Here is a 24343-nt window from a genome sequence, read left to right as displayed (position 1 = left end):
GATGCCCGCAACCGAACCAGAGTCTTGCTTGCACGTTGTGGTGTTATCAAGCCAGCTTCCGCCCGCTCGCTGGACGGGAGGCGGACCATGGCGAAGCGGCCCGGGGTCATCGTCGTGGGAGGAGGGCTCTCAGGCCTGGCGTGCGCGACGGCGCTGCTCGAAGCCCGGGTGGACGCGCACGTGCTGGAAGCAGGGGACGCGCCAGGCGGAAGGGTGCGCACCGACTCGCACGAGGGGTTCCTGCTGGACCGGGGCTTCCAGGTGTACCTCACGGCCTACCCCGAGGGCCGGCGCGTGCTGGACCTCAAGGCCCTGTCGCTCCAGCGCTTCATCCCAGGCGCGAAGGTGTGGCGGGGTGGGCGGCTGCACACGCTGGCGGACCCGCTGCGGCAGCCTGTCACGGCGGCGTCACATCTGTTCGACGCGCCGGGAGGGCTGGCGGACAAGCTGCGCGTGCTGGAGCTGCGGCAGCTCTCCACGTCCGGCGAGCTGGGGGACCTGTGGCAGCGGCCGCAGCAGGAGTCGCGGCACCTGCTGCGCGACCTGGGCTTCTCCGAGGAGATGCTCGAGGCGTTCTTCACGCCCTTCTTCGGAGGCATCTTCCTGGAGCGCGGGCTGACGACGTCCAGCCGGATGCTGGAGTTCGTCTTCCGGATGTTCGCGAAGGGCCACGCGGCCGTGCCGGCGAACGGGATGGAGGCCATCCCGGAACAGCTGGCGGCGAAGCTGCCGTCGGCCGCGCTGCGGATGTGCGTGCGCGTGGAGGAGGTGTGGGGCCACCGCGTGCGCCTGCCGGGCGGGGAGATGCTGCACGCGGACGCCGTGGTGGTGGCGACGGACCCCTCCACCGCGGCGTCGCTGCTCGTGGGCATGCCGGCGCCCCGGATGAACCGCGTGACGTGCCTGTACTTCGCCGCGCCGGAGCCGCCGGTGGAGGGGCCCTGGCTCACGCTCAACGGCGAGGGGCGCGGGCCGGTGAACAACGTGGCGGTGATGAGCGAGGTGTCCGCCGCGTACGCGCCCCCGGGGCAGGCGCTGGTGTCCGTGTCGGTGGTGGAAGACGCGGGCGGCGCGGAGTCGCTGGAGGCGCGCGTGCGCGCGCAGCTCACGGAGTGGTTCGGCCCGGCGGTGTCCGCGTGGCGGCACCTGCGCACGTACGCCATCGCGGAGGCCCTGCCCGCGCAGCCTCCGTCCGCGCTGGTGGAGCCGCACCGGCCCGTGCGGCTGGCCGCGGGGCTCTACGTGTGCGGAGACCACCGCGAGAACGCGTCCATCGACGGGGCGCTCGCGTCCGGGCGCCGCGCGGCGGAGGCGGTGCTGCGCGACCTGGGCAGATAGTCCTCCCGAGGCTATCCGCCGCCGCGCGCCTCTTGTGGCCCGCGAAGCATCGCGTTGCCTCCCAGACAACACGTCGCACGCGAGCGGAAGCGCGAAGGGGGTGACCGGCCAGCCGGGCTCCTGACTCCTGGACGTGCTGCCCGCAGCGGACCTAGGGTCGGACACGCACACTCGTTCTCCAAGGAATCTGTTCATGCTCCGCCGCCTTGCCCTCCTGGGGTTGCTCGGTCTCGTGGCCTGTCCCGGCGACAACAGCAACGATGATGACGACGACACCACCTCCACCAAGGGGACCGTCACGGGCACCCTGCAGCCGTTCCAGGCGGGCTCCGCCGCCGCGAACGCGGGGTCGTCGCTGGATGCGTTCTTCTCCCTGCCGGGCGCGAAGGACCTGTCCCGGAAGGTCTCCAGCGCGCTGGCGGCGCGGGGCGTGTGGCGCACGGGCATCCCGTCCAAGCCGCTGACGCACGAGGCGTCGCTGCTGCCCGGGGAGATCATCGTCCACTTCGACACGCCGGGCCTGTCCGCCGAGGAGGCCGTCGCGCAGGCGCGCGTCGCGGGCTACCACGTCGTGCACCAGGCCTTCCTGAGCGACACGCAGCACCTGCTGCGCTACGAGGTCAGCCAGCCGCAGGCGATGTCGGGCGGCACGCCCAACGTGCGCGCCCTCACCGAGGCGGAGCACGTGCGCGTGCTCCACCAGGTGCAGGCCGTGCCGGGCGTGCAGAACGCGGAGAGCAACGTGCGGGTGCACGCGCTGGCCGTGCCCAATGATCCGCTCTACTCGCGGCAGTGGCACTACAAGAACATGAACCTGCCGGCGGCCTGGGACCTGGGCACGGGCAGCGAGTCCATCGTCGTGGCGGTGGTGGACACCGGCATCACGGCGCACCCGGACCTGAACTCGCGCGTGTTGCAGGGCGTGGACCTCATCTCCAGCAGCGCCAACGCGGGCGACGGTGACGGCGTGGACGCCGACCCGACGGACAACGGCAAGGACCTGCCCAACGGCGGCTCGTCGTACCACGGCACGCACGTGGCGGGGACCATCGGCGCGGCGTCCAACAACGGCGTGGGCGTGGCGGGCGTCACCTGGTCTGGGCGGAACATCCTGCCGGTGCGCGTGCTGGGCACGCAGGGCGGCTCGCTGGCGGACATCATCGCGGGCGTCACCTGGGCCAGCGGCGGCAACGTCACCGGCGTGCGGGCGAACACCACGCCCGCGCGGGTCATCAACATGAGCCTGGGCGGCAACGGTTCGCCGTCCGCGGAGATGCAGACCGCCATCAACGCGGCCACCGCGCGCGGCGCCATCCTGGTGGTGGCCGCGGGCAACGAGAACGCGAACACCTCCACCAGCTTCCCCTGCAACCAGCAGAACGTCATCTGCGTGGGCGCTGTGCGCTTCAACGGCAAGCGCGCCAGCTACTCCAACTTCGGCACGGCGGTGGACATCATGGCCACCGGCGGCCAGACGAGCGAGGACCGCAACGGCGACGGCTTCCCGGACGGCGTGCTGTCCACGCTGCCCAACAGCACCAACCAGCCCTCCTATGACTGGTACCAGGGCACCAGCATGGCCACCCCGCACGTGGCGGGCATCGTGGCGCTGATGCTGGCGCAGGACCCCACCCTCACGGTGACGGAGGTGGAGGGCATCCTGCGCGACACCGCGGACACGACGAGCCAGTGCTCCGAGGGCTGCGGCGCGGGCCTGGTGGACGCGTACGCCGCGGTGCTGCGCGCCAAGGGCGGTGGGGACACGTCGCTGCCCCCGAAGCTGGCCATCAGCACCACGCAGCTGTCCTTCACCGGCACGGCGTCCCAGGCGCTGACGGTGCGCAACAACGGCGGTGGCACGCTGCAGGTGGGCGTGACCGTCTCCGGCACCAACGCCTCCGCGGTGTCCGTCTCCAGTTCGTCGCTGTCCATCCCCGCGTACAAGTCCGGGTCGCTGAACGTGAGCGTCACCCCGGGCGCGCTGCCGGCGGGCAGCTACGTGGCGCAGATCGACCTGGCCGGCGCGTCCGGCGCGGGCAACGCGCAGGTGCTGGTGAAGTTCCGCGTGGGCGCCACCGATGACAAGGACGCGTACATCGCGTTCGCGTACCTGGACGCCGCGGGCGAGGTGCAGATCGACGACGAGGGCATCGCCCCGGTGTCCGCGTCCGGTGGGTACAACTACAGCCTGAAGATGACACCTCGGGACTACCTGGTGCTGGCGTCCATCGACGACACCGGCGACGGGAAGTACTTCGAGGACGGCGACCGCGTGGGCTTCTGGCGTGACACCACCCAGGTGGAGACCGTGACGGTCACCAAGAGCAAGACGACCAGCGACATCAGCTTCACGCTGGTTCCCTACCAGTCGGACGACGACCACACGCCGACGACGACCATCGGTGGGGCCTGCACCTCCGACGGCGCGTGCGGCACCGACGGCCTGTGCCTCACGGGCGCGAGCTTCCCGGGCGGCTACTGCACGCAGAACTGCGTGACGGACAGCTGCCCGTCGGGTTCGGCCTGCTACAGCAATGACCAGGGCGCCACCGCCTACTGCTTCGTGTCCTGCACGCCGTCGGGCAGCAACCCCCAGGGGACGTGCCGCACGGGCTACCGGTGCGTCGGCGACGGCGCGGGCAGCGGCGCGTGCCTCCCGTAGTGACGTGACGGTCCGGCTTGCCGCCGGCGGTGCACGCGTGAACGTGCCCGCCGGCGTCCATCGTGCCGGGGTACGCTGCCGCGCGCGATGACCGCTTCTCCCGTTGGACCGCCGTTGGCTGGTGACGCGGCCCTGCCTGTCTGGCGGGCCGCGGCCGCGGGCGGCGTGCTGGCCTGGACGGCGCTGGTGCACGTGCATCCGCCGCGCTTCTTCGCCGTCGCCTCCGTCTTCTGCGCCGTCTGGCTCGCGGTGACGTGGCGGGCGATGGGCCCCTGGCGAAGGCCGCCTCCCTCCCTGTCGCTTCCGGACGCCGCATGGGCGGGTGCCCAGGCGTGGGTGTTGTACGCGGGCGCGCGGGCCTTCCTGTGGGCCTTCTGTGGCGGCTTCACGGACGCGCTCTGCGGGCCGCTGCACTCCATCTACGCGACGTTCGGCACGGGGTCGCTGGGGACGGCGCTGGCCCTGGTGCTGGTGCTCGTTCCCGCGGAGGAGCTGTTCTGGCGCGGGTGGGTACAGGGCGCGCTGCGTCCCCGGCTGGGGCGGTGGGGCGCGGTCGCCGGGTCGGCGGTGCTGTCGAGCCTGGTGCTGCTGGGCTTCGGTGAGCCGTTGCTGGCGCTGGCCGCGCTGCCCACGTCGCTCGCCTGGGGCGCGCTGGCGGAGTGGCGCCGGACGCCCGTGGCGTCCTGGGTGAGCCATGCGTTGTGGGACGTGCTCATCGTCGTCGTGTGGCCCGCGACGTGAGCGTGCGTGCCACAATGCGCGCCCATGGTTTCGTCTCCTGAGATCTGCGTCTTCGGCGCGGGCAGCATCGGCTGTTACGTGGGTGGGCGGCTCGCCGCGACGGGCACGGCGGTGCGCTTCATCGGCCGCGAGCGGGTGGTGTCGGAGGTGCGTGCGCACGGCCTGCACCTGACGGACTGGCAGGGCGCGGACTTGAAGGTGCCCGCGGCGGACCTGCGCATCGACACGGAGCCGGAGGCGCTGGCCACGGCGGACCTGGTGCTCGTGACGGTGAAGTCCGCGGCGACGGAGGAGGCCGGGCGGACGCTCGCGTCGCGGCTCAAGCCCGGTGCCATCGTCATCAGCTTCCAGAACGGGCTGCACAACGCGGACGTGTTGCGGGGGCTGCTGCCCGGCCGCACGGTGCTCACGGGGATGGTGCCCTTCAACGTCGCGGCGCAGGGGCAGGGGCATTTCCACGCGGGTTCGGAGGGCACGCTGGAGGTCGCGCGGCACGCGGGGCTCGCGCCGTTCCTGGAGGCCTTCGTTCGCGCGGGGCTGCCGCTGAAGCAGCACTCGGACATCGTCGCTGTGCAGTGGGCGAAGCTGTTGTTCAACCTCAACAACGCGCTCAACGCGCTGGCGGACCTGCCGTTGAAGGAGGAGCTGTCGCAGCGCGCGTGGCGGCGGTGCCTGGCGCTCGCGCAGAAGGAGGCGCTGGCGGTGCTGGGCCGTGCCGGGGTGAAGCCCGCGAAGCTGACGCCGCTGCCGCCGGGGTGGATCCCCTTGCTGCTGGGCGCACCGGACGCGGTGTTCGGTGTGCTGGCGAAGAAGATGCTGGCCATCGACCCCAAGGCGCGCTCGTCCATGTGGGACGACCTGCACGCGGGGCGCAAGACGGAGGTGGACTACCTCAACGGCGAGGTCGTCCGTCTGGGCCAGCACCACGGCGTGCCCGTGTCCGTGAACTCACGGCTCGTGGAACTCATCCGCGAGGCGGAAGGGGGCCAGCGCCGCCAGTGGACCGGCGAGGCGCTGCTCGCGGACCTCAAGAAGGCGGAGTTCGCGAACCGGGCGTGAGGCCCATGGCCAAGGCGCGCCCGACATCCATGCGGTGCACCTGCCGTTCAGCGCAGCCCCCAACTGGTCCGACTGTCGGACCAGTTCGTGAGGTGCGCCGCGGACGGGGGGCTCGGGCGCTTCCCCCTGACGGGCGTGGCGGGTTCATCGCTCCCGCCACGCCGTACGTCTTCGCTCAGCTGGACTGCGTCTGCGTGGCCGTGGCCGTGGCGGCCGGCGGCACCGTGGCGGCGGCCGGGATGCCGTTGCCCGTGGCCACCTGCGTGAGCAGCGCCGTCATGCGCCGGGCGAAGCGGTTCGGGTCGCTCAGCGGGCTGCCTTCCGTGAGCAGGGCCTGGTCGTGGAGCAATTCAATCCACTCGCCCACCTGCGGCGCGGACGGGTTGCTCGCGATGAGGCCGCGCAGGTGCTCGATGACGGGGTGCTTGGGGTTGACCTCCAGGATGCGCTTGATGCGCGGCATCCCCTTGCCGCGCTCCTTGAGCAGGCGCTCCAGGTAGGCCGGCGTTCCGCCCTCCGACACGACGAGGCACACCGGCGAGTCCGTGAGGCGGTCCGACACACGCACCTCGCGCACGTCCTCCTTCAGCACGTCCTTCATCTTGTCCGTCAGGCCCTTGAGCCCCTCGGACTGCTGCTCCTTCGCCTTCTTCTCCTCCTCCGTGGACTGGAGCTTCAGGTCCGCGTTGAGCGCGGAGACCAGCGGCTTGCCCTGGAACTCGCGCAGGCCCTGCGCGGCCCACTCGTCCACCGGGTCCGTCATGAAGAGCACCTCGTAGCCGCGCTGCTTCAGCGCCTCCAGGTGCGGGCTGTCCGCCACCGCCTTCCGGCTCTCGCCGTAGACGTAATAGATGGCCTCCTGGCCCTCCTTCATCCGGCCCACGTAGTCCGCCAGCGACGTGAGGCCCTCTTCACGCGAGGACTCGTAGCGCACCAGCGCGCCCAGCTTCTCGCGGTACTCCGTCTCCAGCGTCAGGCCCTCCTTCACCACCGTGCCGAAGGACTCCCAGAACGCGCGGTAGTCGTCCGGCTTGTCCTTGGCCAGCTTCTCCAGGAGGTCCAGCGACTTCTTCACCACGTGCTTGCGGATGGCGCGCACCACCGCCGAGTCCTGCAACATCTCACGCGACACGTTGAGCGGCAGGTCGTCCGAGTCGATGACGCCGCGCACGAAGCGCAGCCACTGCGGCACCAGGTCCTCGCAGCGGTCCATGATGAACACGCGCTTGACGAACAGCCGCACGCCGCGCTGCTGCTGCGAGTTCAAGTCGAACGGCGGGTGCTTGGGCACGAAGAGCAGACCCGTGAACTGCTGCGTGCCGTCCGCCTTGAAGTGCGTCCACGCCAGCGGCTTGTCGAAGTCGTGCGTCAGGTGCTTGTAGAACTCCTGGTACTGCTCGTCCGTGATTTCACTCTTCGGACGCTGCCAGAGGGCGCTCGCCTTGTTCACCACCTCCAGCGCGGTCTCCGTGGCCTGCGTGTCCCCGCTGCCCACGTGCTTCGTCACCTGGAGCTTGATGGGGTGGCCCACGTAGTCCGAGTACTGGGTGATGAGCTGCTTGAGCTTCCACTCGTCCAGGAACTCCTTCTGGTCCGCCTTCAGGTGCAGCGTGATGGCCGTGCCGCGCGCGGCCCGCTCCGCCGGCTCCACCGTGAACGTGCCGTGCGCCTCCGACGCCCACTTCCACGCGGACGTCTCACCCGCGGCGCGGCTCACCACCTCCACGCGGTCCGCCACCAGGTAGGCGCTGTAGAAGCCCACGCCGAACTGGCCGATGAGCTGCATGTCCTTCTGGCCCTTCTGAGCCAGCGCCTGGAGGAACTCGCGCGACCCCGAGTGCGCGATGGTGCCCAGGTTCTTCACCAGCTCGTCGTGCGTCATGCCGATGCCGGTGTCCTCGATGGTGAGGGTGCCCTTGTCGGCGTCGGGGACGATGCGGAGCTCCAGGGCCGGCTCGTCCTTGAGCAGCTCCGGCTCCGTGATGGAGCGGAAGCGCAGCTTGTCCAGCGCGTCAGAGGCGTTGGACACCAGCTCACGCAGGAAGATCTCCTGGTGGCTGTAGAGCGAGTTGATGACCAGGCTCAGGAGCTGCTGGATCTCCGCCTGGAATGAATGGGTTTCCCGCTGGGGGTGGGTCTCTGCGGACATGAAGGCCTCCGGGCGCTGAGGGAAACGCGCCAATGCCCTTCCCCATAACCATGCCCGGCGACTTGTCGAGAAGAGGGAATCCGCCCCCACCCATTGTTGGGAGGGCGGGGCGGCTTGGGGTAGGGAAGGGGGCATGCCCAAGTCCAGAACCCTCCTGCCCCTGCTCGGGGCCCTGCTCCTGTCGGGCGCCGCGCCCGCCCAGGAGGCCCCCGCCCCCCTGCCCGACGCCCAGGCGCTGAAGCGGATGACCGCGCGCTTCGCCCCCGTGGACGTCAAGGTGGACGTGTCCAAGCTTCCGGACGCGGAGAAGCGCGCCCTGGCCAAGGTGCTCCAGGCCGCGAAGATCATGGACCCCCTGTTCCTGAGCCAGGCGTGGGCGGGCAACCAGACCCTGCTCCTGGACCTGGTGGAGGACACCACGCCCCTGGGCAAGGAGCGGCTGCACGCGTTCCTGCTCAACAAGGGCCCCTGGTCGCGCCTGGACGAGGCGAAGCCGTTCATCCCCGGCGTGCCGCCCAAGCCGGACGAGGGGAACTTCTATCCCGCAGGCGCCACCAAGGCGGAGGTGGAGGCGTGGGTGAAGAGCCTGCCGGAGGCGCAGCAGCACGCGGCCACGGGCTTCTTCACCACGCTGCGCCGCGGCCCGGACGGCAAGTTCATGAGCGTGCCCTACAGCGTGGAGTACCAGGGCGAGCTGGGCATGGCCGCGCAGCTGTTGCGTGAGGCGGCGGCGCTCACCCAGCAGCCCACGCTCAAGCGCTTCCTGGAGACGCGCGCGGCGGCGTTCCTGTCCAACGACTACTACGCGAGCGAGGTCGCGTGGATGGAGCTGGACGCGAGCGTGGAGCCCACCATCGGGCCCTACGAGGTCTACGAGGACGGCTGGTTCAACTACAAGGCCGCGTTCGAGGCCTTCATCGGCGTGCGCGACGACGCGGAGACGCAGAAGCTGGCGAAGTTCAGCGCGGAGCTCCAGGAGCTGGAGAACAACCTCCCCATCGACGCGGGCCTCCGCAACCCGAAGCTGGGCGCGCTGGCCCCCATCCGCGTCATCAACAGCCTGTACTCCTCCGGTGACGGCAACCGGGGCGTGCAGACGGCGGCCTTCAACCTGCCCAACGACGAGCGCGTGGCGGCGGAGAAGGGCACCAAGCGCGTGATGCTGAAGAACATCCAGGAGGCCAAGTTCCAGCGCGTGCTGGTGCCCATCGCGAAGGTGGCGCTGCCCGCGAAGGACCGCAAGGACGTGTCCTTCGACGCTTTCTTCACGCACATCCTCATGCACGAGCTGATGCACGGCCTGGGGCCCCACAACGTCACCGTGGCCGGGAAGCAGACGACGGTGCGTCAGGCGCTGCAGGCGTCCTCCAGCGCCATCGAGGAGGCCAAGGCGGACATCTCCGGCCTGTGGGCGCTCCAGCGGTTGGTGGACAAGGGCACGCTGGACAAGGACCTGCAGCGGACCATGTACACGACGTTCCTCGCGTCCGCGTTCCGCTCCATCCGCTTCGGCATCGACGAGGCGCACGGCAAGGGCATCGCGCTGCAGCTCAACCACTTCCTGGACACCGGCGCGGTGAAGGTGAACGCGGACGGCACGTTCGAGGTCGTCCCCGACAAGATGCAGGCGTCCGTCACGTCGCTGACGAACCAGCTCATGGCCCTCCAGGCCAAGGGCGACCGCACCGCCGCGGAGGCGCTACTCGCGAAGCAGGGCGTGGTGCGCCCCTCCGTGCAGAAGGTGCTGGAGCGGCTGAAGAACGTGCCGGTGGACATCGAGCCGCGCTACGTCACCGCCGAGTCGCTGGTGAAGGACTTCGGCGCCCCGGCCGCCGCGCCCGCGAAGAAGTAGCGTCCCGGCCACTCCCCGTCCCACGCGCGAGATTTTCCCGTGCGCGAGGGGCGGGGCATGGCCAGTAAGGGAACCATGCCGCCCGAGTCCCCCGCCCATCCCGTGCCACCCGACCCGTGGGGCGTCGTGCTCGCGCTCGCGGTGGTGGGCGCGTGGGGCGGGCACCTGGCGTGGATGCTGGCGGGGCCTGCCCTGCCGTGGGCCTCACCGCTCCCCTGGCTGCACGTCCTCGTCCAGATGTGGCTGTCCACCGGCCTCTTCATCACCGGGCATGACGCCATGCACGGCACCGTGTCCCTGCACCGCCGGGTGAACGGGGCGGTGGGCACGCTGGCCTGCTTCCTCTTCGCGGGGCTGTCCTACCGCCGGCTGGTGGTGAACCACCGCGCCCACCACGCGGACCCCACCGGCGACCACGACCCGGACTTCGCGGCCCGGGGCCTGGCTTTCTGGCCGTGGTTCGGGGCCTTCATGGCGCGCTACACGACGTGGCCCCAAATCGCGGTCATGGCGCTGAAGTTCAACGTGCTGCTCTGGCTGGGCGTGCCCCAGGCGCGCATCCTGGCCTTCTGGGTGCTGCCGTCCGTGCTGGCCACCGTGCAGCTCTTCTACTTCGGCACGTACCTGCCGCACCGGCGTCCGGAGACGGAAGGGATGGCGCCGCACCACGCGCGCACCCTGCCGCGCAACCACCTGTGGGCCCTGCTGTCGTGCTTCTTCTTCGGCTACCACTGGGAGCACCATCAGTCCCCCGGGACGCCCTGGTGGCGGCTGTGGCGGGTGAAGGACGCCCGGCGGTAACCGGAAAAGGCCCTGGGGCGTTATAGAGGGAGCCATGCGCGACAAGCTCCCTCCCGAGCCCCCCGGCTCCGAAGTGACGCCCGAGAAGCTCTACCTGCGCCGCCGCGAGTTCATCAAGAACGCGGGCCTGTTCGCGGGCACCGCCGCGGTGGTGGGAGGCGGGCTGTACCTGCTGGGCATGAAGCGCACCCGGCCCATGGACGGCTTCGTGCCGGACGCGGGCACGGTGGCGCAGCCGGTGGCCCCCGCCCAGGGCGTCTTCGTCACGGACGAGCCGCGCACGCCCTACGAGGACATCACCACCTACAACAACTTCTACGAGTTCGGCCTGGACAAGAACGACCCGGCCCGCCGCGCGCACACGCTGAAGACGCGGCCGTGGACCGTCGTCATCGACGGCGAAGTGCACAAGCCGTGGACGGTGGACGTGGATCAGCTCATCTCCGCCTTCCCGCTGGAGGAGCGCGTCTACCGGATGCGCTGCGTGGAGGCCTGGTCCATGGTGATTCCGTGGCTGGGCCTGCCCCTGGGCAAGCTGCTGGACCGCGTGCAGCCCACGTCCTTCGCGAAGTACGTGGCCTTCACCACGCTGGAGGACCCGGAGCAGATGCCCGGCCAGAAGAGCCCGGTGCTGGACTGGCCCTACGTGGAAGGGCTGCGCCTGGATGAGGCCCAGCACCCGCTGACGCTGCTGGCCACGGGCCTCTACGGCAAGCAGCTGCCGCCGCAGAACGGCGCCCCGCTGCGGCTGGTGGTGCCGTGGAAGTACGGCTTCAAGGGCATCAAGTCCATCGTCCGCATCACGCTCACGCGCGAGCAGCCGCCCACGACGTGGAACCTCGCCAACAAGCGCGAGTACGGCTTCTACGCCAACGTGAACCCGGCGGTGGACCACCCGCGCTGGAGCCAGGCCTCGGAGCGGCGCATCGGCGAAGGCGCGCGCCGGCCCACGCTGCCCTTCAACGGCTACGCGGACGCGGTGGCCGGCCTCTACCGCGGCATGGACCTGAAGCGGGACTTCTAAAACCATGGCCTCCTCCAAGCTCCCCTGGCTCAACCCCGCCATCGCCGTCGGAGGCCTGGCGCCGCTGCTGCAACTCGCGGTGCTGGGGGCGCAGGGGGAGCTGGGGGCCAACGGCATCGAGTTCGCCCTCAACCAGACGGGCCTCTTCGCGCTGGCGGTGCTGATTGCGTCGCTGGCGTGCACGCCCGTGCGGCTGGTGACGGGCTGGACGTGGCCCGCGCGCATCCGCCGCACGCTGGGCCTCCTGGCCTTCACCTACGCGGCGGCGCACTTCCTCACGTACTCCGTGCTGGATCAGGGCCTGGACGTGCGCGCCATGGCGGAGGACGTCTTCACCCGGCCCTTCATCACCGTGGGCTTCACCGCGCTCATGCTGCTGGTGCCGCTGGCCGTCACGTCCACGAACAAGTGGGTGCGGAGGCTGGGCTTTCCCAGGTGGCAGCGCCTGCACCGGCTGGCCTACGTGGCCGCGGTGCTGGGCGTGGTGCACTTCGTGTGGCGGGTGAAGAAGGACGTCACGGAGCCGGTGCTCTACGGGGCCGTCCTGGCGGTGCTGCTGGCCGTGCGCGTGGGAGAGGCCGTGCGCAAGCGGCGGGCGCTGGCGACGCAGCGCCCGGCCTGAGCCAGCGCGCTACTTCGCGGTGGCGCGGGGCAGCGGGAGGATGGTGTCCACCAGCGTCATCAGCTGCGCGCAGCTCACCGGCTTGCGCACGAAGGCGCTGATGCCGGCCTTCTGGCCCAGGGCGCGCACCTCCGCCACGTTCGGGTCGCCCGTCATCATCAGGATGGGGACCTTGGACAGCCTGGCGTTGGCGCTGGCGCGGATCTGCCCGGCGAAGTCCGCGCCGTTCATCCCGTCCATGTGGAAGTCGGTGAGGATGAGGTCCACCTGCTCGGCCTCGGCGATCTTGAGGCCTTCCTCGGCGGACTCGGCCTCCAGGAACTCGAAGCTGCGGGCCATGAGGTAGATCTTCAGCAGCGTCCGGATGGAGCGGCTGTCGTCCACCAGCAGCACGCGTTGCGGGCCCGTGCTCCCGGCCGGACGGACCGTGGGCGTGCTCCCCGTGGGGCGGGAGGGCGCGGATTCGGGGGCGGAGAGAGGGCCGGCCTTCATCGGAATCAAAACCTCACGGAGGGGGGAACGCCTCCAGCAGCTCCGCCCCATGGTCGCGGATGGGCCCTGCGAAGTCAAAGCAACCCAGGGCGCCACGCCGCGATTTCAGGAGGGCGGAACCGACCTCAGCGGACCTCCAGCACGAAGGCCTGGGACTGCACGCCCGGCAGCCCCACGGCCTCGGCGAGCGCCGGATCCAGCTCGTTGGGCAGCCGCCACGTCTGCCCCGTGGACTGCAGCAGGGTGACGCTGTAGCGCCCCGGGGGCACGGCCGCGAGCGGCGCGGGCGCGGCGGGGTCGCGCGCGTCCAGCGCCAGCGCGCGGACGGCCACCAGCAGCTGCGGGACGAAGACGGGCTGCGGGCGGGGCTTGCCTTCACCATCCAGCAGGACGGCGAGCAGGGGGTCTGGCACCAGGCCGGCCGCCAGCACCACCACGTCCGGCTTGCCGTCCAGGCCGCCGTTGGCGCGCGCGTAGTCCACGCCCTCCGCGTCCACCATGCCATCGCGGTTGAGGTCGTTCTCGTCCACGTAGCCCCTCACGCCCTCCGCCAGCTTGCGCACGATGACGCGCGGCCAGAAGTCCGGCACGCCGTCGCCGTTGGCGTCATCCGGGACGCCGTCCTTGTTGGCGTCCACGAGCTGCACCCAGAATCCGCCGGAGCCGGCTCCGGGCGCTCGCTGGTCCACCGCGCCGGTGAGGGTCTGCGGCGTGAGCGTCAGCAGCTTCGTGGGGGTGGTCGCGGGGGTGAACTCGCGCGCGTCCGCGGTCTGGAAGGCGGGCCGGTCGAAGGGCACGGTGGCCGAGTCCGCGAAGGACACGGAGACGCCGGTGAGCGGCTGGGGCCAGCCGTCCGCGTCCGTCGTCACCTCCAGGATGCGCGTGGCGCCGGTGGCCGGGTCCACGGCGCCGCCGCCCACGTCGCCCGCGTTGGGCTCGGAGGTGACGCCGTACCAGGGGTTGAAGTCGGACACGTGGCAGGGCTGCGGCACGTTGCGGCAGGTGTCCGCGTCGATGAAGCCGCGCAGCAGGTAGCGGCCCGGCTCCACGAGGCTCAGCGAGAACGGCGCGGTGAACGGGCCCGTGGAGTTGTCCCCCAGGGAAGCGCCGAACAGCTCCGCGGCGGTGACGACGGTGAAGGCCACCGGACGGCCGGAGCCCGCGGGCGGCGGCGGGTTGGCCGCGTCGTAGAGGAACACGATGGCGTTGCCGCGCGCGCGCGACTGCACCACGAGGCTGCCCTCGATGCGGGCCGAGCGCGTGTTCTGGCGGCCGTCCGCCGTGGGCACCACGTCCGGGGAATCACAGCCGCCGGACAGGAGCGACGCGAGCGCGAAGGCGAGGAAGGAGAGGGGGCGCTTCATGGGGTCACCGTCAGGTTGGCGAACACGCGCCGCTCGATGCGGTTGCCGAAGGGGTGCTCCGAGTGGCTGCCGCCGAGCTGGCTGCCCTGCAGCGCCACGGAGACGAAGTCCTTCACCACGGTGTAGCCCACGCGGGCGTTGACGACGGTGTACGCAGGGAGGTTGTTGGCGATGAGGTCCACGCGCGTCGGGTCGGACGCGGAGGGCTCGCGCTCCACCCAGGTGGTGGAGGTGGTGAACGCCGCTTCGATGCCGAACTCCAGGTCCGTGCGCGTGCGGTAGGTGACGCCGCCGAAGAGCCGGAACGCCGGCGCCTGGCTGCACGTGCCGCACTGGCCCTCCTCCTCCGGCAGGTCGGAGGAGACGTGCTGGTACGCGGCGCTCGCCTTCACGCCCAGGCCGTCGATGGGGGACACGTTGATGCCCGCCTCGACGCCGCGCGCGGTGTAGATGGCGGCCTCGTTGGTGAACAGCGAGCGGCCCAGGAGGTAGCTGCCGGTGCCGCTGTCGTAGGACTCGCCGGCGGGCAGGGGCTGCACGGGCGACAGGGCGATGAGGTCCTTCACCGTGTTCTGGTACAGGGCCACGTCCCAGTCCAGGCCCAGGCGCGGGGACTCACCGCGCCAGCCCAGCTCCAGCGCGTTGAGGCGCTCCGGGCGCAGCGTCCGGTTGCCGGTGGTCAAGAGGCTCACGCCGTTGACGCCCGGCACGGGCACGGGCAGCCGGGTGTAGCTCTCCAGGAACGTGGGCTCGCGGAAGGCGGTGGCCACGGACGCGCGGAAGGCGTGCCCTTCGATGGGCTGGAACACCGCGGACAGGCGCGGCGACTGCGCGATGCCCGGGTTGCCCTTGTCCAGGAGCGGGTGGCGGTCCACGCGGTAGCTCACCACCAGCCGCAGGGGCTGCACGATGCGCCACTCGTCCTGGACGAAGGCCGCCGCGTGGAACTCCTCGCGCAGGCCGTCCAGGTAGGTGAAGGCCACGCGCTTGAGGCGCCCCTCCACGCCGATGTTCACCTGGTGCTCACCGGCCAGTTCGAAGCTGCGCGCGTACAGCGCCTCGCCGTTGAAGACGTTGGACGCGACCTGGATGCCCAGCGAGCGCTGCCCGATGGCCTCGTACTGCGGCCCCGCGTCGCCGGACAGGTGGTTCCAGAACGCCTTGAGCTTCACCGCGCCCAGCTCCACGTCGGCCTTGGCGTACGCGCCCAGGCCGTCGATGTAGTAGTTGCGCAGCAGGCCCAGCGGATAGATCTCCGTGAGGTAGCGGTGCACGCCGCCGGAGAGGCCAATCGCGCGCCCCTCCTCGAACGAGTAGACGGTGGACAGGTTGGCGCGAGCCCCGCGCTGGCCCAGGTCTGGATCCGCCGGCCCTTCCAGGGCGAAGTCCGGGCGGCCGGACTCATAATCGCGGCTCCACTTGTCCTCCTGCCGGTAGGCGGCGGACGCGCGGTAGCGCAGGGCGCCGTTCTGGCCGTGGCTGACGAAGGAGCCCTGCACGGTGTTGCCGCCGCCCGCCATGGCGCCGAAGCGCGCGCGCCGACCGGTGCCGGGGGCCTGGGTGATGATGTTGATGACGCCCAGCATCGCGTTGGCGCCGTACAGCGCGCTGCCCGGACCGCGGATGACCTCGATGCGGTCAATCTCCTCCAGGCCAATGGGCAGCCCCGCCCACACCGTGAGGCCGAGGAAGTCCTGGTACTCGGTGCGACCGTCCACCAGCACCAGCACCTTGTTGGCCAGGCGCTGGTTGAAGCCGCGCAGGCTGACGTTGGCGCTGCCCACGCCCATGGCCATCACGTCCGCGCCGGGCACGCGGCGCAGCAGCTCCGGCAGCGTGGTGGCGCCGGACAGGCGGATGTCCTCCGCGGTGATGACGGTGGTGGCGTTGGGCGACTCCAGCGAGGACTGGGCGCGGCGGCTGGCCGTCACCACGCGCTCCTCGTAGGGCACCAGGCCCTGGTCGCCGGAGGTGTCACCGGACCCGGCGCTGTCGCTGGCGTTGGCGTCCGTGCCGGGCGTGGCCGCGGGCTGCTGCGGCGCCTGGGGCTGGGCGGTGAGCGACTCCGCGCGGTTGACGGCCTTCTCCAGCCGCTCCATGAGCGCGACCAGCTGCTGCTGGGCCTGGATGCTCGTGGGGGGCGGCGGGGGCATGGGCAGCCCGGTGGTGGAGCCCGTGCCGGACGTGCCGCCGGGTTGGGTGCCGGGAGCGGGGGCCTCCGCCTGCGCGGCCTGACGCGTGGCCTCCAGGCGCGTTATCTGGGCCTGCACGTTGGCGGCGTCCGGCGGGTTGGACGCGAGGTAGCGCTTGTAGCGGTCCAGCGCTTCGTCGAACCGGCCCGCGTCCTGGTACGCCCGGGCGATGTTGTAGAGGACGCTGGGGTGCGGCTTGATGTTGTAGGCCTCCTCCAGCTCGGCGATGCCCTCATCGAACTGCTTCTGCTCGATGAGGTTCATGCCATTGCGGAAGTGGCGGCGCGCTTCGAGGCGCGCGTCCGCCAGGGCCTCGGTCGCGCAAAGACACAGCGCGAGGAGCGCTCCACGTCGGAAGGCTGTCGGGGGATTCACTGGTACGGATCGTCCTTGTACGAGGAACTCGGAGCCTTGGGGGAAGGCTTCGGTGCCTGCTTCTTGATGCGCGGAAGCTTGATGGAGACGTTGACGGTGGTGCCCGGCTCGCCCGCGTACTTCTTGCTGACGGTCTGGTAGCCGTCCATGGCGAACGACACCTCCACGGACGCGAGGCCCGGGCCGTCAGGGGTGTGGTTGATGACCAGCGGCGTCGTGCCGCGCAGCTGGCCGTCGAGCATGACCTCCGCGCCCCGGGGGTCGCTGTCCAGGTCGAAGCGCACGGGCCGGGGGGGGGCGGGCGGCGGCGTGGCGGCGGGCTCCGCGACGGCGGCGGGCTCGCGGGAGGGCGGCGGCTGCGCGACGGGCGTGCGCGCCATGGGGGCGGACACGGCCGGCTCCTCCGCGGGCTTCTGGGTGCCGCGCAGCACGAAGAAGCCCGCCGCGCCCAGCCCCAGCAGCAGGGACGCCCCGAACAGGGCGATGCCCAGGCCCTTGTTGGACCTCTTCTGCGCGAGGCCGCCGGCCTCGTCCACGGAGATGTCCAGCGCCATGGTGTTGGGCGCGGGCGTGGGGCCGGAGCCCAGCGCGGGGTGGGCCCCCGAGTGGATGCCGCTGTGCGGACCGCTGTGGGGGCCGGAGCCCACCGCGTTGAGGCCGGTGCGCGTGGCGAAGACGCCGCTGACGCCGGACGCGGAGGCCGCGGTGCGCATGCCCTGGAGCACGGCGTCCATGGACGCGTAGCGGTCCACGGGGCGCTTGGCCAGGCACTTCATCACCAGCGCCTCCACCTCCGCGGGCACGTGGTGGTCCGGCCACACGGTGTGGAAGGGGGGCGGCGGGTCGTTGATGTGCTTGACGATGACGTCAATGCTCTGCGCCGCCTGGAAGGGCGGCCGGCCCATCAGCACCTGGTAGAGCACCACGCCCAGGCTGTACACGTCGCTGCGCGGATCCGCGATGTTGCGCGCCTGCTCCGGCGCCATGTACTGCGGCGAGCCCAGGATGACGCCCGCCTGCGTGAGGGTGGTGTCCTCCTTCATGGCGGCGTCCCCCACGAAGGACTTCACCAGGCCGAAGTCCAGGACCTTGACCACGTCGTGGTCCGCCTCCTGGTTGAGGATCATCACGTTGGCGGGCTTGAGGTCGCGGTGGATGAGGCCGACCTTGTGCGCCTCGCGCAGCGAGCGGGCCACCTGCTGCCCGATGGTGAGCGCGCGCTCCCACGGCAGCGGGCCTTCCTGGGTGAGCAGCTGCGACAGCGTCAGCCCCTCCAGGTACTCCATGGCGATGTAGTAGATGCCGTCTTCCGTCTTGCCGTAGTCGATGACGGTGACGGTGTTCGGATGGCGCAGCTTCGCGGTGACGCTGGCCTCCAGGAAGAAGCGCTTCTGGAAGCCCGGGTCCTTGCCCTCGCCGCTGTACTGAGGGTTGAGGACCTTGAGCGCCACCAGCCGGTCCAGCGGGGCCTGCATGGCCTTGTAGACGCGGCCCATGCCTCCGGCGCCAAGCGTCTCCAGGATGCGGAAGCGCTCGTTGAGGATCCGCCCGAGCAGGGGATCCGGCACGTCGGCGGGCGCGCCCTTGCTGCGGGGGGCATCGCTTTCGATCATGTGTTCCCCCAAGGCGTAGAGAAGGACCGCATACGTCGTTTCGGACCCGGCGGAGCCTAGCACCGCCTTGGAAAACCGCCCAAGAGACGTGCCGCTATCATCGCCACGCGCCGGCCCCGAGTTTCCGGCCCGCGCCGCGCGCTCGCACTCCCGCACTTCCCGTGCTGCCCCGTCCCCGGGTGCTTCGGAAATCGCGGAAATCAGCGTCCGTTGCCGCACAGTCCCCGGGCGCTGGTGCGTCGCGTCATTCCGAGTGGAGGCGGCGGGAGCGGGTTAGGGTTTCCCGCATGAATGCCCAGCTGTCCGCGCTGTTGTCGTCGGCGCCGCGCCATCCGCGGCGGGTGGTGTGCCTGACGGAGGAGACGACGGAGGTGCTCTACCGCATTGGCGCGGGGGACCTGGTCGTCGGCGTGTCGGGGTTCACGGTGCGGCCTCCGGAGGCGCGCAAGAAGCCCCGGGTCAGCTCGTTCCTGGACGCGAACTTCGAGCGGATATTGGAGCTCAAGCCGGACCTGGTGCTGGGCTTCAGCGACCTGCAGGCGGACATCGGCCGGGAGCTCTGCAAGCGCGGAGTGCCGGTGTACCTGTTCAACCAGCGCTCGCTCGCGGAGATCTTGCAGGCGGTGCGGCTGACCGGGGCGCTGGTGGGACGGGCGGAGCCCGCGGAGGCGCTCGCGGTGGAGCTGGAGAAGAACCTGGAGCGTCACTCGGACGCGGCGCAGTCGCTGCCGAAGCGGCCGCGCATCTTCTTCGAGGAGTGGCACGAGCCGCTCATCTCCGGCATCCGCTGGTGTTCGGAGCTGGTGGAGGTGGTGGGTGGGGTGGACGTGTGCCAGGAGTCGCGCGTGTCGCAGGGGGCCAAGGGCCGCATCTTCGAACCGGAGGAGGTGGCGAAGCGCGACCCGGAGGGCGTCATCGCCAGCTGGTGCGGGCGCAAGGCGAAGCGCGAGAAGATCGCCTCGCGGCCGGGCTGGGCGGGCGTGCGGGCCGTGCTGGATGATCAGCTCTACGAAGTGAGGAGCTCCTACATCCTCCAGCCGGGACCGGCGGCGCTGTCGGACGGCGTGGAGCAGTTGGCCCGCATCGTGGCGGCGGTCGCGAAGGGGGAGAAGCTGCCCATGGCCCGGCCGGGGGACCTGCGCACCGCGCTGACGTGAGCGGAGGCTGGCGGCAGGCCCAGCGCATGACAGGATGCGCGCGTGCCGCTCCCACTGCCCGTCCTGTTGATCACCGTGCTCGCCGCGACGGGCGGACAGACCGCGCCTGTCGGTCCGGGCAGGCCCCAGGACGTCGCGCCGCCGGATGCGCCCGTGCGCTCGCCGGACGTCGAGCCGTCGGGCGTGTCGAACACGGATGTCCCCGCGCCGCCGCGCGCGGAGCAGGTCCCGGTGGGTTCGGAGGGCACGCAGGTGCCCGCGCTCTCCAAGGACGAAGCGAGCACGAAGAACTACGAGGACGCGCTCATCGCCTGGGGCCTGGGCGAGGTCGAGCGCCAGGTGGAGCCCGCGCCCGAGGGCCAGGTGCTGGAGGAGGTGCTCGTCGCCGCGGAGGAGGTGGTCGCGCCGATGGATCCCTATCCATCGCTGCTCAACATCTTCCACGTCCGCACCCGCGACGACATCGTCCGCCAGGAGGTGCTGATTGCTCCGGGGCAGCCGTACTCGGAGGCGCTCGTCGCGGAGTCGGTGCGCAACCTGCGCAAGCTGGGGCTGTTCTCCGTCGTGCGCGCGGTGCCGGTGAAGGGCAGCGCGCCCGGCAAGGTGGCGCTGCTGCTGGTGACGAAGGACCTGTGGTCGCTGCGGCTCAACAACGAGTTCTCCGCCGTGGGCTCGCTGCTGCTCTACCTGCGGTTGCAGGGCACGGAGCAGAACTTCCTGGGGCGCGGCAAGAAGGTGGCGCTGGACTTCATCATGCGCCTGGACACGTTCAGCTTCGGCCAGAGCTACACGGACAAGCGCGTGCTCGGCAGCCGGTGGTCGCTGACGGAGTCCGCCGCGGTGCTCATCAACCGCGACACGGGCCGCGCGGAGGGCTCGCGCGGGAGCCTCGTCGTCAGCCGGCCGCTGTATTCGCTGGCCACGCCGTGGAGCCTGAGCACGTCCGTGGCGTGGAACGTGGAGACCGCGCGGCAGTTCCGGGGCGCGGACATCTGGCAGCTCCCGTTCCCGGACGGCGACCCCGTGCCGTACGTCTACAACACGCGCGAGGTGGCCGCGGGCGCCACGTACACGCGCTCCTACGGCCAGCGCTACAAGTGGAACGTGGGCATGGGCGCGGGGGCCTACCACTACGCCTACGCCGCGCCGCTGGCGTCCCAGCTCAGCGACGCGCAGGCGGACTGGTTCCGGCGCAACTACCTGCCGCGCGCGGAGGACGCGGGGTACGCGAACTTCTCCCTGAGCGCCTTCGAGGCCCGCTACGACGTGCTTCGCAACGTGGACTCGTACACGCTGTCGGAGGACTTCCAGCTGGGGCACTCGGTGCTGGCCACGCTGCGGTACGCGCCGCCGGTGTTCCCGTCCGCGGCGCACTTCGCGGAAGGGGGCCTGTCCCTGCGCTACCGCGTGCACTGGGGGGACGCGCTCACCACCGCGTCCGCGGCCGCGTCCATCCGCCAGCAGTTCAGCGCCCAGACGCCCGGCGCGAAGGAGGGCTGGACGAACCGCCGCTGGGCCGCGGAGCTGGTGCAGGTGTCGCCGCGCGTGCTTGGAGGGCGCTTCGTGGCGCGCGGCCTGCTGGACGTGAACATCGACGACCTGTCGGACCGCGTGAGCCTGCTGGGCGGCAGCAACGGCCTGCGCGGCGCGGCGGTGGATGCGTACTCCGGCAAGCGGCTGTTGCTGGTGAACCTGGAGTACCGGACCGCGCCGCTCGTCGTGCGCACGGTGCACCTGGGGGGGGTGTTCTTCCTCGACTCCGGCAGTGCCTTCAACCAGCGGCCGGAGATGGTGACCACCGTGGGCGTGGGCCTGCGGCTGCTGTTCCCCCAGTTCAACGTGTTCCCGTTCCGCATCGACTTCGGCTACGTGCTCAACGGCGACCGTCCTCCCGTGGGCAGCCGCCTGTCGCTGAGCAGCGGGCAGGTGACGGACTACCGGCCCTCGTTCCTCGATTCGCCCTGACGCGGCTTCGGAGGCGGCTCCGGAGCTTCACGGCGGCTCGACGCGCAGCAGCTCGCGGAATCAGCGCAGCGGGGACACGTCCTTGAACTGCACCCCCGTGGCGCCGATTGATTCCAGCGCGAGCTTGATGTCCTCGGAGACGATGAGCGCGATGAGCCAGCCCCAGGTGCGGAAGATCTTCGCGTCCCCTGCCTTGGCCGGGTCGATGCGCAGCCGATGAACCGCTTGATAGGTACCGACCCGCTCGGGCCTCCCATCCTCCGGCATCCAGTAGCGAACCTCACCTGAAGCTGTGTCGTCGATGCACTTCATGACGCGTACGACGTTGACGACGAAGTACGGATCCGCGGTGTCATCCAGCGCAACCGGAAACAGCTCCACGTCCCCGGGAGCCAGTCGGGACAGCAACTCCGCGACGCGCTGGGAAACGACGGGGACTGCACCGGCATCCGCGAGCGAGAAATCGAGCGCTCTTCCCTGCGCGTAGGTCGGAACGCGCAGCGTTCCCTCCACACGCGCGGGACTGCCTTGCATGAACAGCCAGGAGCCGTGGTCCTGCCCCTGGGCATCCACGGGCGTCCCAAGCTCCCATCGGCCAGGCATCGTCACATCGTCCGTGAGCTTGAAGTACCGAGGCGTCACACGGGCATCCTGCCTCATCCACCACTCCGGGTGACCAGCTTGTTGAGCAAGGTGTTCTCCGTGGCGAGTTCCTTCGCGAGGATCCTCAGCGCCTCCGTCAGGTCGACCCGGCACTGCTGAATCGTCCGGCATGTGCTGGTCGCCAGCCTCAACCGTTCGAAGACCTCCTCGTGGTACTCCTGCGGATGTGGCCCCTTGTGCCCCGGAACGTGAACCTGGTTCTCCGGATCATTCAGGGACATACCTGCCTTGTCGAAGAGTTGTTGGTAGCGCGGCGTCCACGGTCCCCCGTTCGCGGTCGAAGTGCTGAACTTATCCGACGCGATGTGGTGCTTCGGCCCAGGCACGTCCACGGGCCCACCCGCCGCCACCGCGCCTGGTGCCAGCGTGAGCAGGATGTCACCCGTCGTGGACACCGCGACGGAGTGCACCTGCGCGACCGACCCCAGCCGGAAGCCTCCTTGCGCTACGCCCACGAGCGACGCCTGCGCCGAACCGGGCAGCGTGGGCACCTTCGCGGCCAGTGTCTCCGCGGTGCTGCCCAGTGCCGCCGTGGCCAGAATGACGAAGGCCCGCGCGGCGTTCTCTCCCATCACCCTGCCGTACTGCTCACCCGCGTCCCGGAGGGCGTCGAAGGTCGTGGCCTCCGCCACCGCTTCCGTGAGCTGTATCCATCCGTGGATGAGGCTCCATACCGTGTCGACGCCCAGGTAGGCGATGAGCGCAGCCGTCAGGGTGGCGGCAACACCCTTGGATACCGGCTCCGGCAGCAGCCACAGGCCCAGGTACAGGGCACTCGTCGTGACGATCATCGAAAGCAGTGCCTCGCGATCCGTCATGCCTCGTAGCGCGCTCTCCGTTTCGTCCCACACCGAGTCCAATGCGATGGAGAAGGCCAGCGTGCGCTTGCCGTCCTCGTCCAGCGTAGGCCCACGCTCCAGCAGGTGAAGGCAGTCACCGGAGAGTTCCTTGCGCTTGCACCATCGGCCATACGCCGCCGTCAGCGCTTCAGCTGGAGCCTCGGTGAGCCGGAGGTGTCCTCGTCCTGGCGCCTGCACGGAGATGAGCCCCAGGTGTCCACGCACATGGGCATAGGGATGTGATGGGAGGGAGGCAGCCAGCAGCCGCAGAGCTGCTTCCCTCGGATGGGTGGAAACAGGCGCGGTGCGTGCGAGGTCCGCGACCGTGGCCCCGAAGGCGTCTTCATCCAGTGCCGGGGGCCGGACGTCCCGTTGCGGCGCGTGGAGACGGGTGGGGCCTCGGCCCGTGCTGAGCCGCACGCTCCGGGACGCCGCACAGCCTGTTCCCACAAGCAGTATCCACGCAATGACGGCTGCGTGCGTCACCCGGACAGTGACAGCGGAGGCTCGAGGGCGGTGAGGTTTGCCCGGGACGTGGGGCTGGGCCATGGGGGAACTCTACCCGGCATGAAACGAAACCCCGCCCTCACCCGGTTCCTCCGCCGGGGCCAACACTCATGGGGTGCTCACCTCATCCGCTGCGCGCTGTCACGGCGGCTCGACGCGCAGCAGCTCGCGGAAGAGGACCTCCGCCACGTCGCGGAACAGCTCCCCGGACGCGAGCAGTCCGCCGCAGTGATGCGGCTCCCGCGCCAGCGTCAGCGCCACCGCCTTGCCCAGCACCGCGTCCCAGAAGGGCTCCGAGTCGGGGGGCAGGAGGAACTCGCGGATGACGGACTTCGGCCATGGCAGCACGGTGGTGGGGTCCGCGTCGCTCAGGCTGGTGAAGCAGTCCAGGTCCACGTCCAGCAGCACGGCGGACGTGGCCTCCAGCACGTCGCGCACCGCGTCCGTGGGGCCGGGGTGCAGGTACGCCTCCGCCGCGCGGTCCACTGTCGTCACCGACACGATGCGGTGCGAGCGGCCCCGGGTGTCCACGTACGTGTCTCCGGCGAAGGAGCCCCGGGGCCGGGTGCGCGCGATGATCAGCGCGTCGCCCACGAGGTTCGCCTCCATCGCCGCGATGATGTGGTCGTAGTTGCGCACGTCCAGGCGCCACCGCGCGTGCTCGTCCAGCGCGCGCAGGCCGGCGGAGCGGTCCGGCATGTCGGCGGGGCGCTCGGGCACGACGATATCCAGGTGCCGGTCCAGCGTGACGAGCAGGGCAGGGGGCCCTGCGTCGCCCAGGGCACAGGCCCACGCGGGCAGCGCGAGCCGGTGCGGGTCGAACACGTAGGCATCCTTCGGGCCACGGCCACCGCCCAGCCCCAGCCGCACCACGCCCGCGAGGCGCAGGTGGCGCAGGGCGTCGTCATCTTTCGAATTCATGCGGGAC

Annotated in this window: 18 protein-coding genes; 10 read left to right on the top strand and 8 right to left on the bottom strand. The window is 70.8% G+C overall.

Annotated elements, in window-relative coordinates; translation table 11 throughout:
* Positions 1-87 precede the first annotated feature (87 nt).
* The 4 genes from AABA78_RS07825 (at position 88) to AABA78_RS07810 (ending at position 5800) form a co-directional block, all read left to right on the top strand.
* Positions 88-1338 (top strand): NAD(P)/FAD-dependent oxidoreductase, encoded by a 1251-nt coding sequence (locus tag AABA78_RS07825; RefSeq protein WP_338262330.1) that lies wholly within the window; start codon positions 88-90, stop codon positions 1336-1338.
* A 193-nt stretch (positions 1339-1531) separates the two neighbouring features.
* The gene (locus tag AABA78_RS07820) at positions 1532-4000 is read left to right on the top strand and encodes a S8 family peptidase (RefSeq protein WP_338262329.1); all 2469 of its coding nucleotides are present in this window, start codon (positions 1532-1534) and stop codon (positions 3998-4000) included.
* Positions 4001-4114: 114 nt separating this feature from the next.
* The gene (locus tag AABA78_RS07815; protein ID WP_338262328.1) at positions 4115-4741 is read left to right on the top strand and encodes a CPBP family intramembrane glutamic endopeptidase; all 627 of its coding nucleotides are present in this window, start codon (positions 4115-4117) and stop codon (positions 4739-4741) included.
* Between the two features lie 24 nt (positions 4742-4765).
* Positions 4766-5800: a 2-dehydropantoate 2-reductase gene (locus AABA78_RS07810; protein WP_338262327.1), complete on the top strand. Its 1035-nt coding sequence runs from the start codon at positions 4766-4768 to the stop codon at positions 5798-5800.
* Between the two features lie 175 nt (positions 5801-5975).
* Here AABA78_RS07810 and htpG read toward each other — a convergent pair whose 3' ends face one another.
* Positions 5976-7949 (bottom strand): molecular chaperone HtpG, encoded by a 1974-nt coding sequence (gene htpG, locus AABA78_RS07805; protein ID WP_338262326.1) that lies wholly within the window; start codon positions 7947-7949, stop codon positions 5976-5978.
* 133 nt (positions 7950-8082) lie between these two features.
* Between htpG and AABA78_RS07800 the strand changes: the two genes are divergently transcribed.
* The 4 genes from AABA78_RS07800 to msrQ are packed head-to-tail and all read left to right on the top strand — an operon-like array spanning position 8083 to position 12248.
* A complete protein-coding gene (locus tag AABA78_RS07800; protein ID WP_338262325.1) occupies positions 8083-9801 on the top strand; it encodes a DUF8614 domain-containing protein in 1719 nt (572 codons plus the stop codon).
* Between the two features lie 57 nt (positions 9802-9858).
* Entirely contained in the window at positions 9859-10602 is a 744-nt protein-coding gene (locus AABA78_RS07795) for a fatty acid desaturase (protein ID WP_338262324.1), read from the top strand.
* Between the two features lie 34 nt (positions 10603-10636).
* A complete protein-coding gene (msrP, locus tag AABA78_RS07790) occupies positions 10637-11626 on the top strand; it encodes a protein-methionine-sulfoxide reductase catalytic subunit MsrP (protein WP_338262323.1) in 990 nt (329 codons plus the stop codon).
* 4 nt (positions 11627-11630) lie between these two features.
* On the top strand, positions 11631-12248 hold the full coding sequence (gene msrQ, locus AABA78_RS07785; protein WP_338262322.1) for a protein-methionine-sulfoxide reductase heme-binding subunit MsrQ: 618 nt from the start codon (positions 11631-11633) through the stop codon (positions 12246-12248).
* A gap of 9 nt (positions 12249-12257) precedes the next feature.
* On the opposite strand, the gene AABA78_RS07780 is transcribed toward msrQ, so the two are convergent.
* The 4 genes from AABA78_RS07780 to AABA78_RS07765 all read right to left on the bottom strand — a co-directional run bounded on the left by AABA78_RS07780 (position 12258) and on the right by AABA78_RS07765 (position 18284).
* Positions 12258-12740 carry a response regulator gene (locus tag AABA78_RS07780; protein WP_338262321.1) on the bottom strand — a complete coding sequence of 161 codons (483 nt, stop codon included), beginning with the start codon at positions 12738-12740 and terminating at the stop codon, positions 12258-12260.
* Positions 12741-12865: 125 nt separating this feature from the next.
* Entirely contained in the window at positions 12866-14104 is a 1239-nt protein-coding gene (locus AABA78_RS07775) for a hypothetical protein (protein ID WP_338262320.1), read from the bottom strand.
* Complete coding sequence (locus AABA78_RS07770; protein ID WP_338262319.1) at positions 14101-16671, bottom strand: TonB-dependent receptor domain-containing protein; 2571 nt, start codon at positions 16669-16671, stop codon at positions 14101-14103. The genes AABA78_RS07775 and AABA78_RS07770 overlap by 4 nt, the downstream gene beginning before the upstream one ends.
* Entirely contained in the window at positions 16668-18284 is a 1617-nt protein-coding gene (locus tag AABA78_RS07765; protein ID WP_338262318.1) for a serine/threonine protein kinase, read from the bottom strand. Before AABA78_RS07765 ends, AABA78_RS07770 begins: the two co-directional genes overlap by 4 nt.
* Positions 18285-18571: 287 nt before the next feature.
* On the opposite strand from AABA78_RS07765, the gene AABA78_RS07760 reads away from it, so the two are divergent.
* Together AABA78_RS07760 and AABA78_RS07755 are read left to right on the top strand one after the other, a co-directional pair.
* Positions 18572-19441 (top strand): cobalamin-binding protein, encoded by an 870-nt coding sequence (locus AABA78_RS07760; RefSeq protein WP_338262317.1) that lies wholly within the window; start codon positions 18572-18574, stop codon positions 19439-19441.
* A 42-nt stretch (positions 19442-19483) separates the two neighbouring features.
* Entirely contained in the window at positions 19484-21406 is a 1923-nt protein-coding gene (locus tag AABA78_RS07755) for a BamA/TamA family outer membrane protein (protein ID WP_338262316.1), read from the top strand.
* Positions 21407-21466: 60 nt separating this feature from the next.
* Here AABA78_RS07755 and AABA78_RS07750 read toward each other — a convergent pair whose 3' ends face one another.
* The 3 genes from AABA78_RS07750 to AABA78_RS07740 all read right to left on the bottom strand — a co-directional run bounded on the left by AABA78_RS07750 (position 21467) and on the right by AABA78_RS07740 (position 24336).
* The gene (locus AABA78_RS07750) at positions 21467-22048 is read right to left on the bottom strand and encodes an imm11 family protein (protein ID WP_338262315.1); all 582 of its coding nucleotides are present in this window, start codon (positions 22046-22048) and stop codon (positions 21467-21469) included.
* A gap of 14 nt (positions 22049-22062) precedes the next feature.
* Positions 22063-23394 carry an AHH domain-containing protein gene (locus tag AABA78_RS07745; protein WP_338262314.1) on the bottom strand — a complete coding sequence of 444 codons (1332 nt, stop codon included), beginning with the start codon at positions 23392-23394 and terminating at the stop codon, positions 22063-22065.
* A 162-nt stretch (positions 23395-23556) separates the two neighbouring features.
* Entirely contained in the window at positions 23557-24336 is a 780-nt protein-coding gene (locus AABA78_RS07740) for a hypothetical protein (protein WP_338262313.1), read from the bottom strand.
* Positions 24337-24343 lie beyond the last annotated feature (7 nt).

It is taken from the genome of Corallococcus caeni, assembly GCF_036245865.1.
GTDB lineage: Bacteria > Myxococcota > Myxococcia > Myxococcales > Myxococcaceae > Corallococcus > Corallococcus caeni.
The sequence above is the reverse complement of the archived record's forward strand: the minus strand, read 5'-3'. Positions and strand labels throughout refer to the sequence as shown.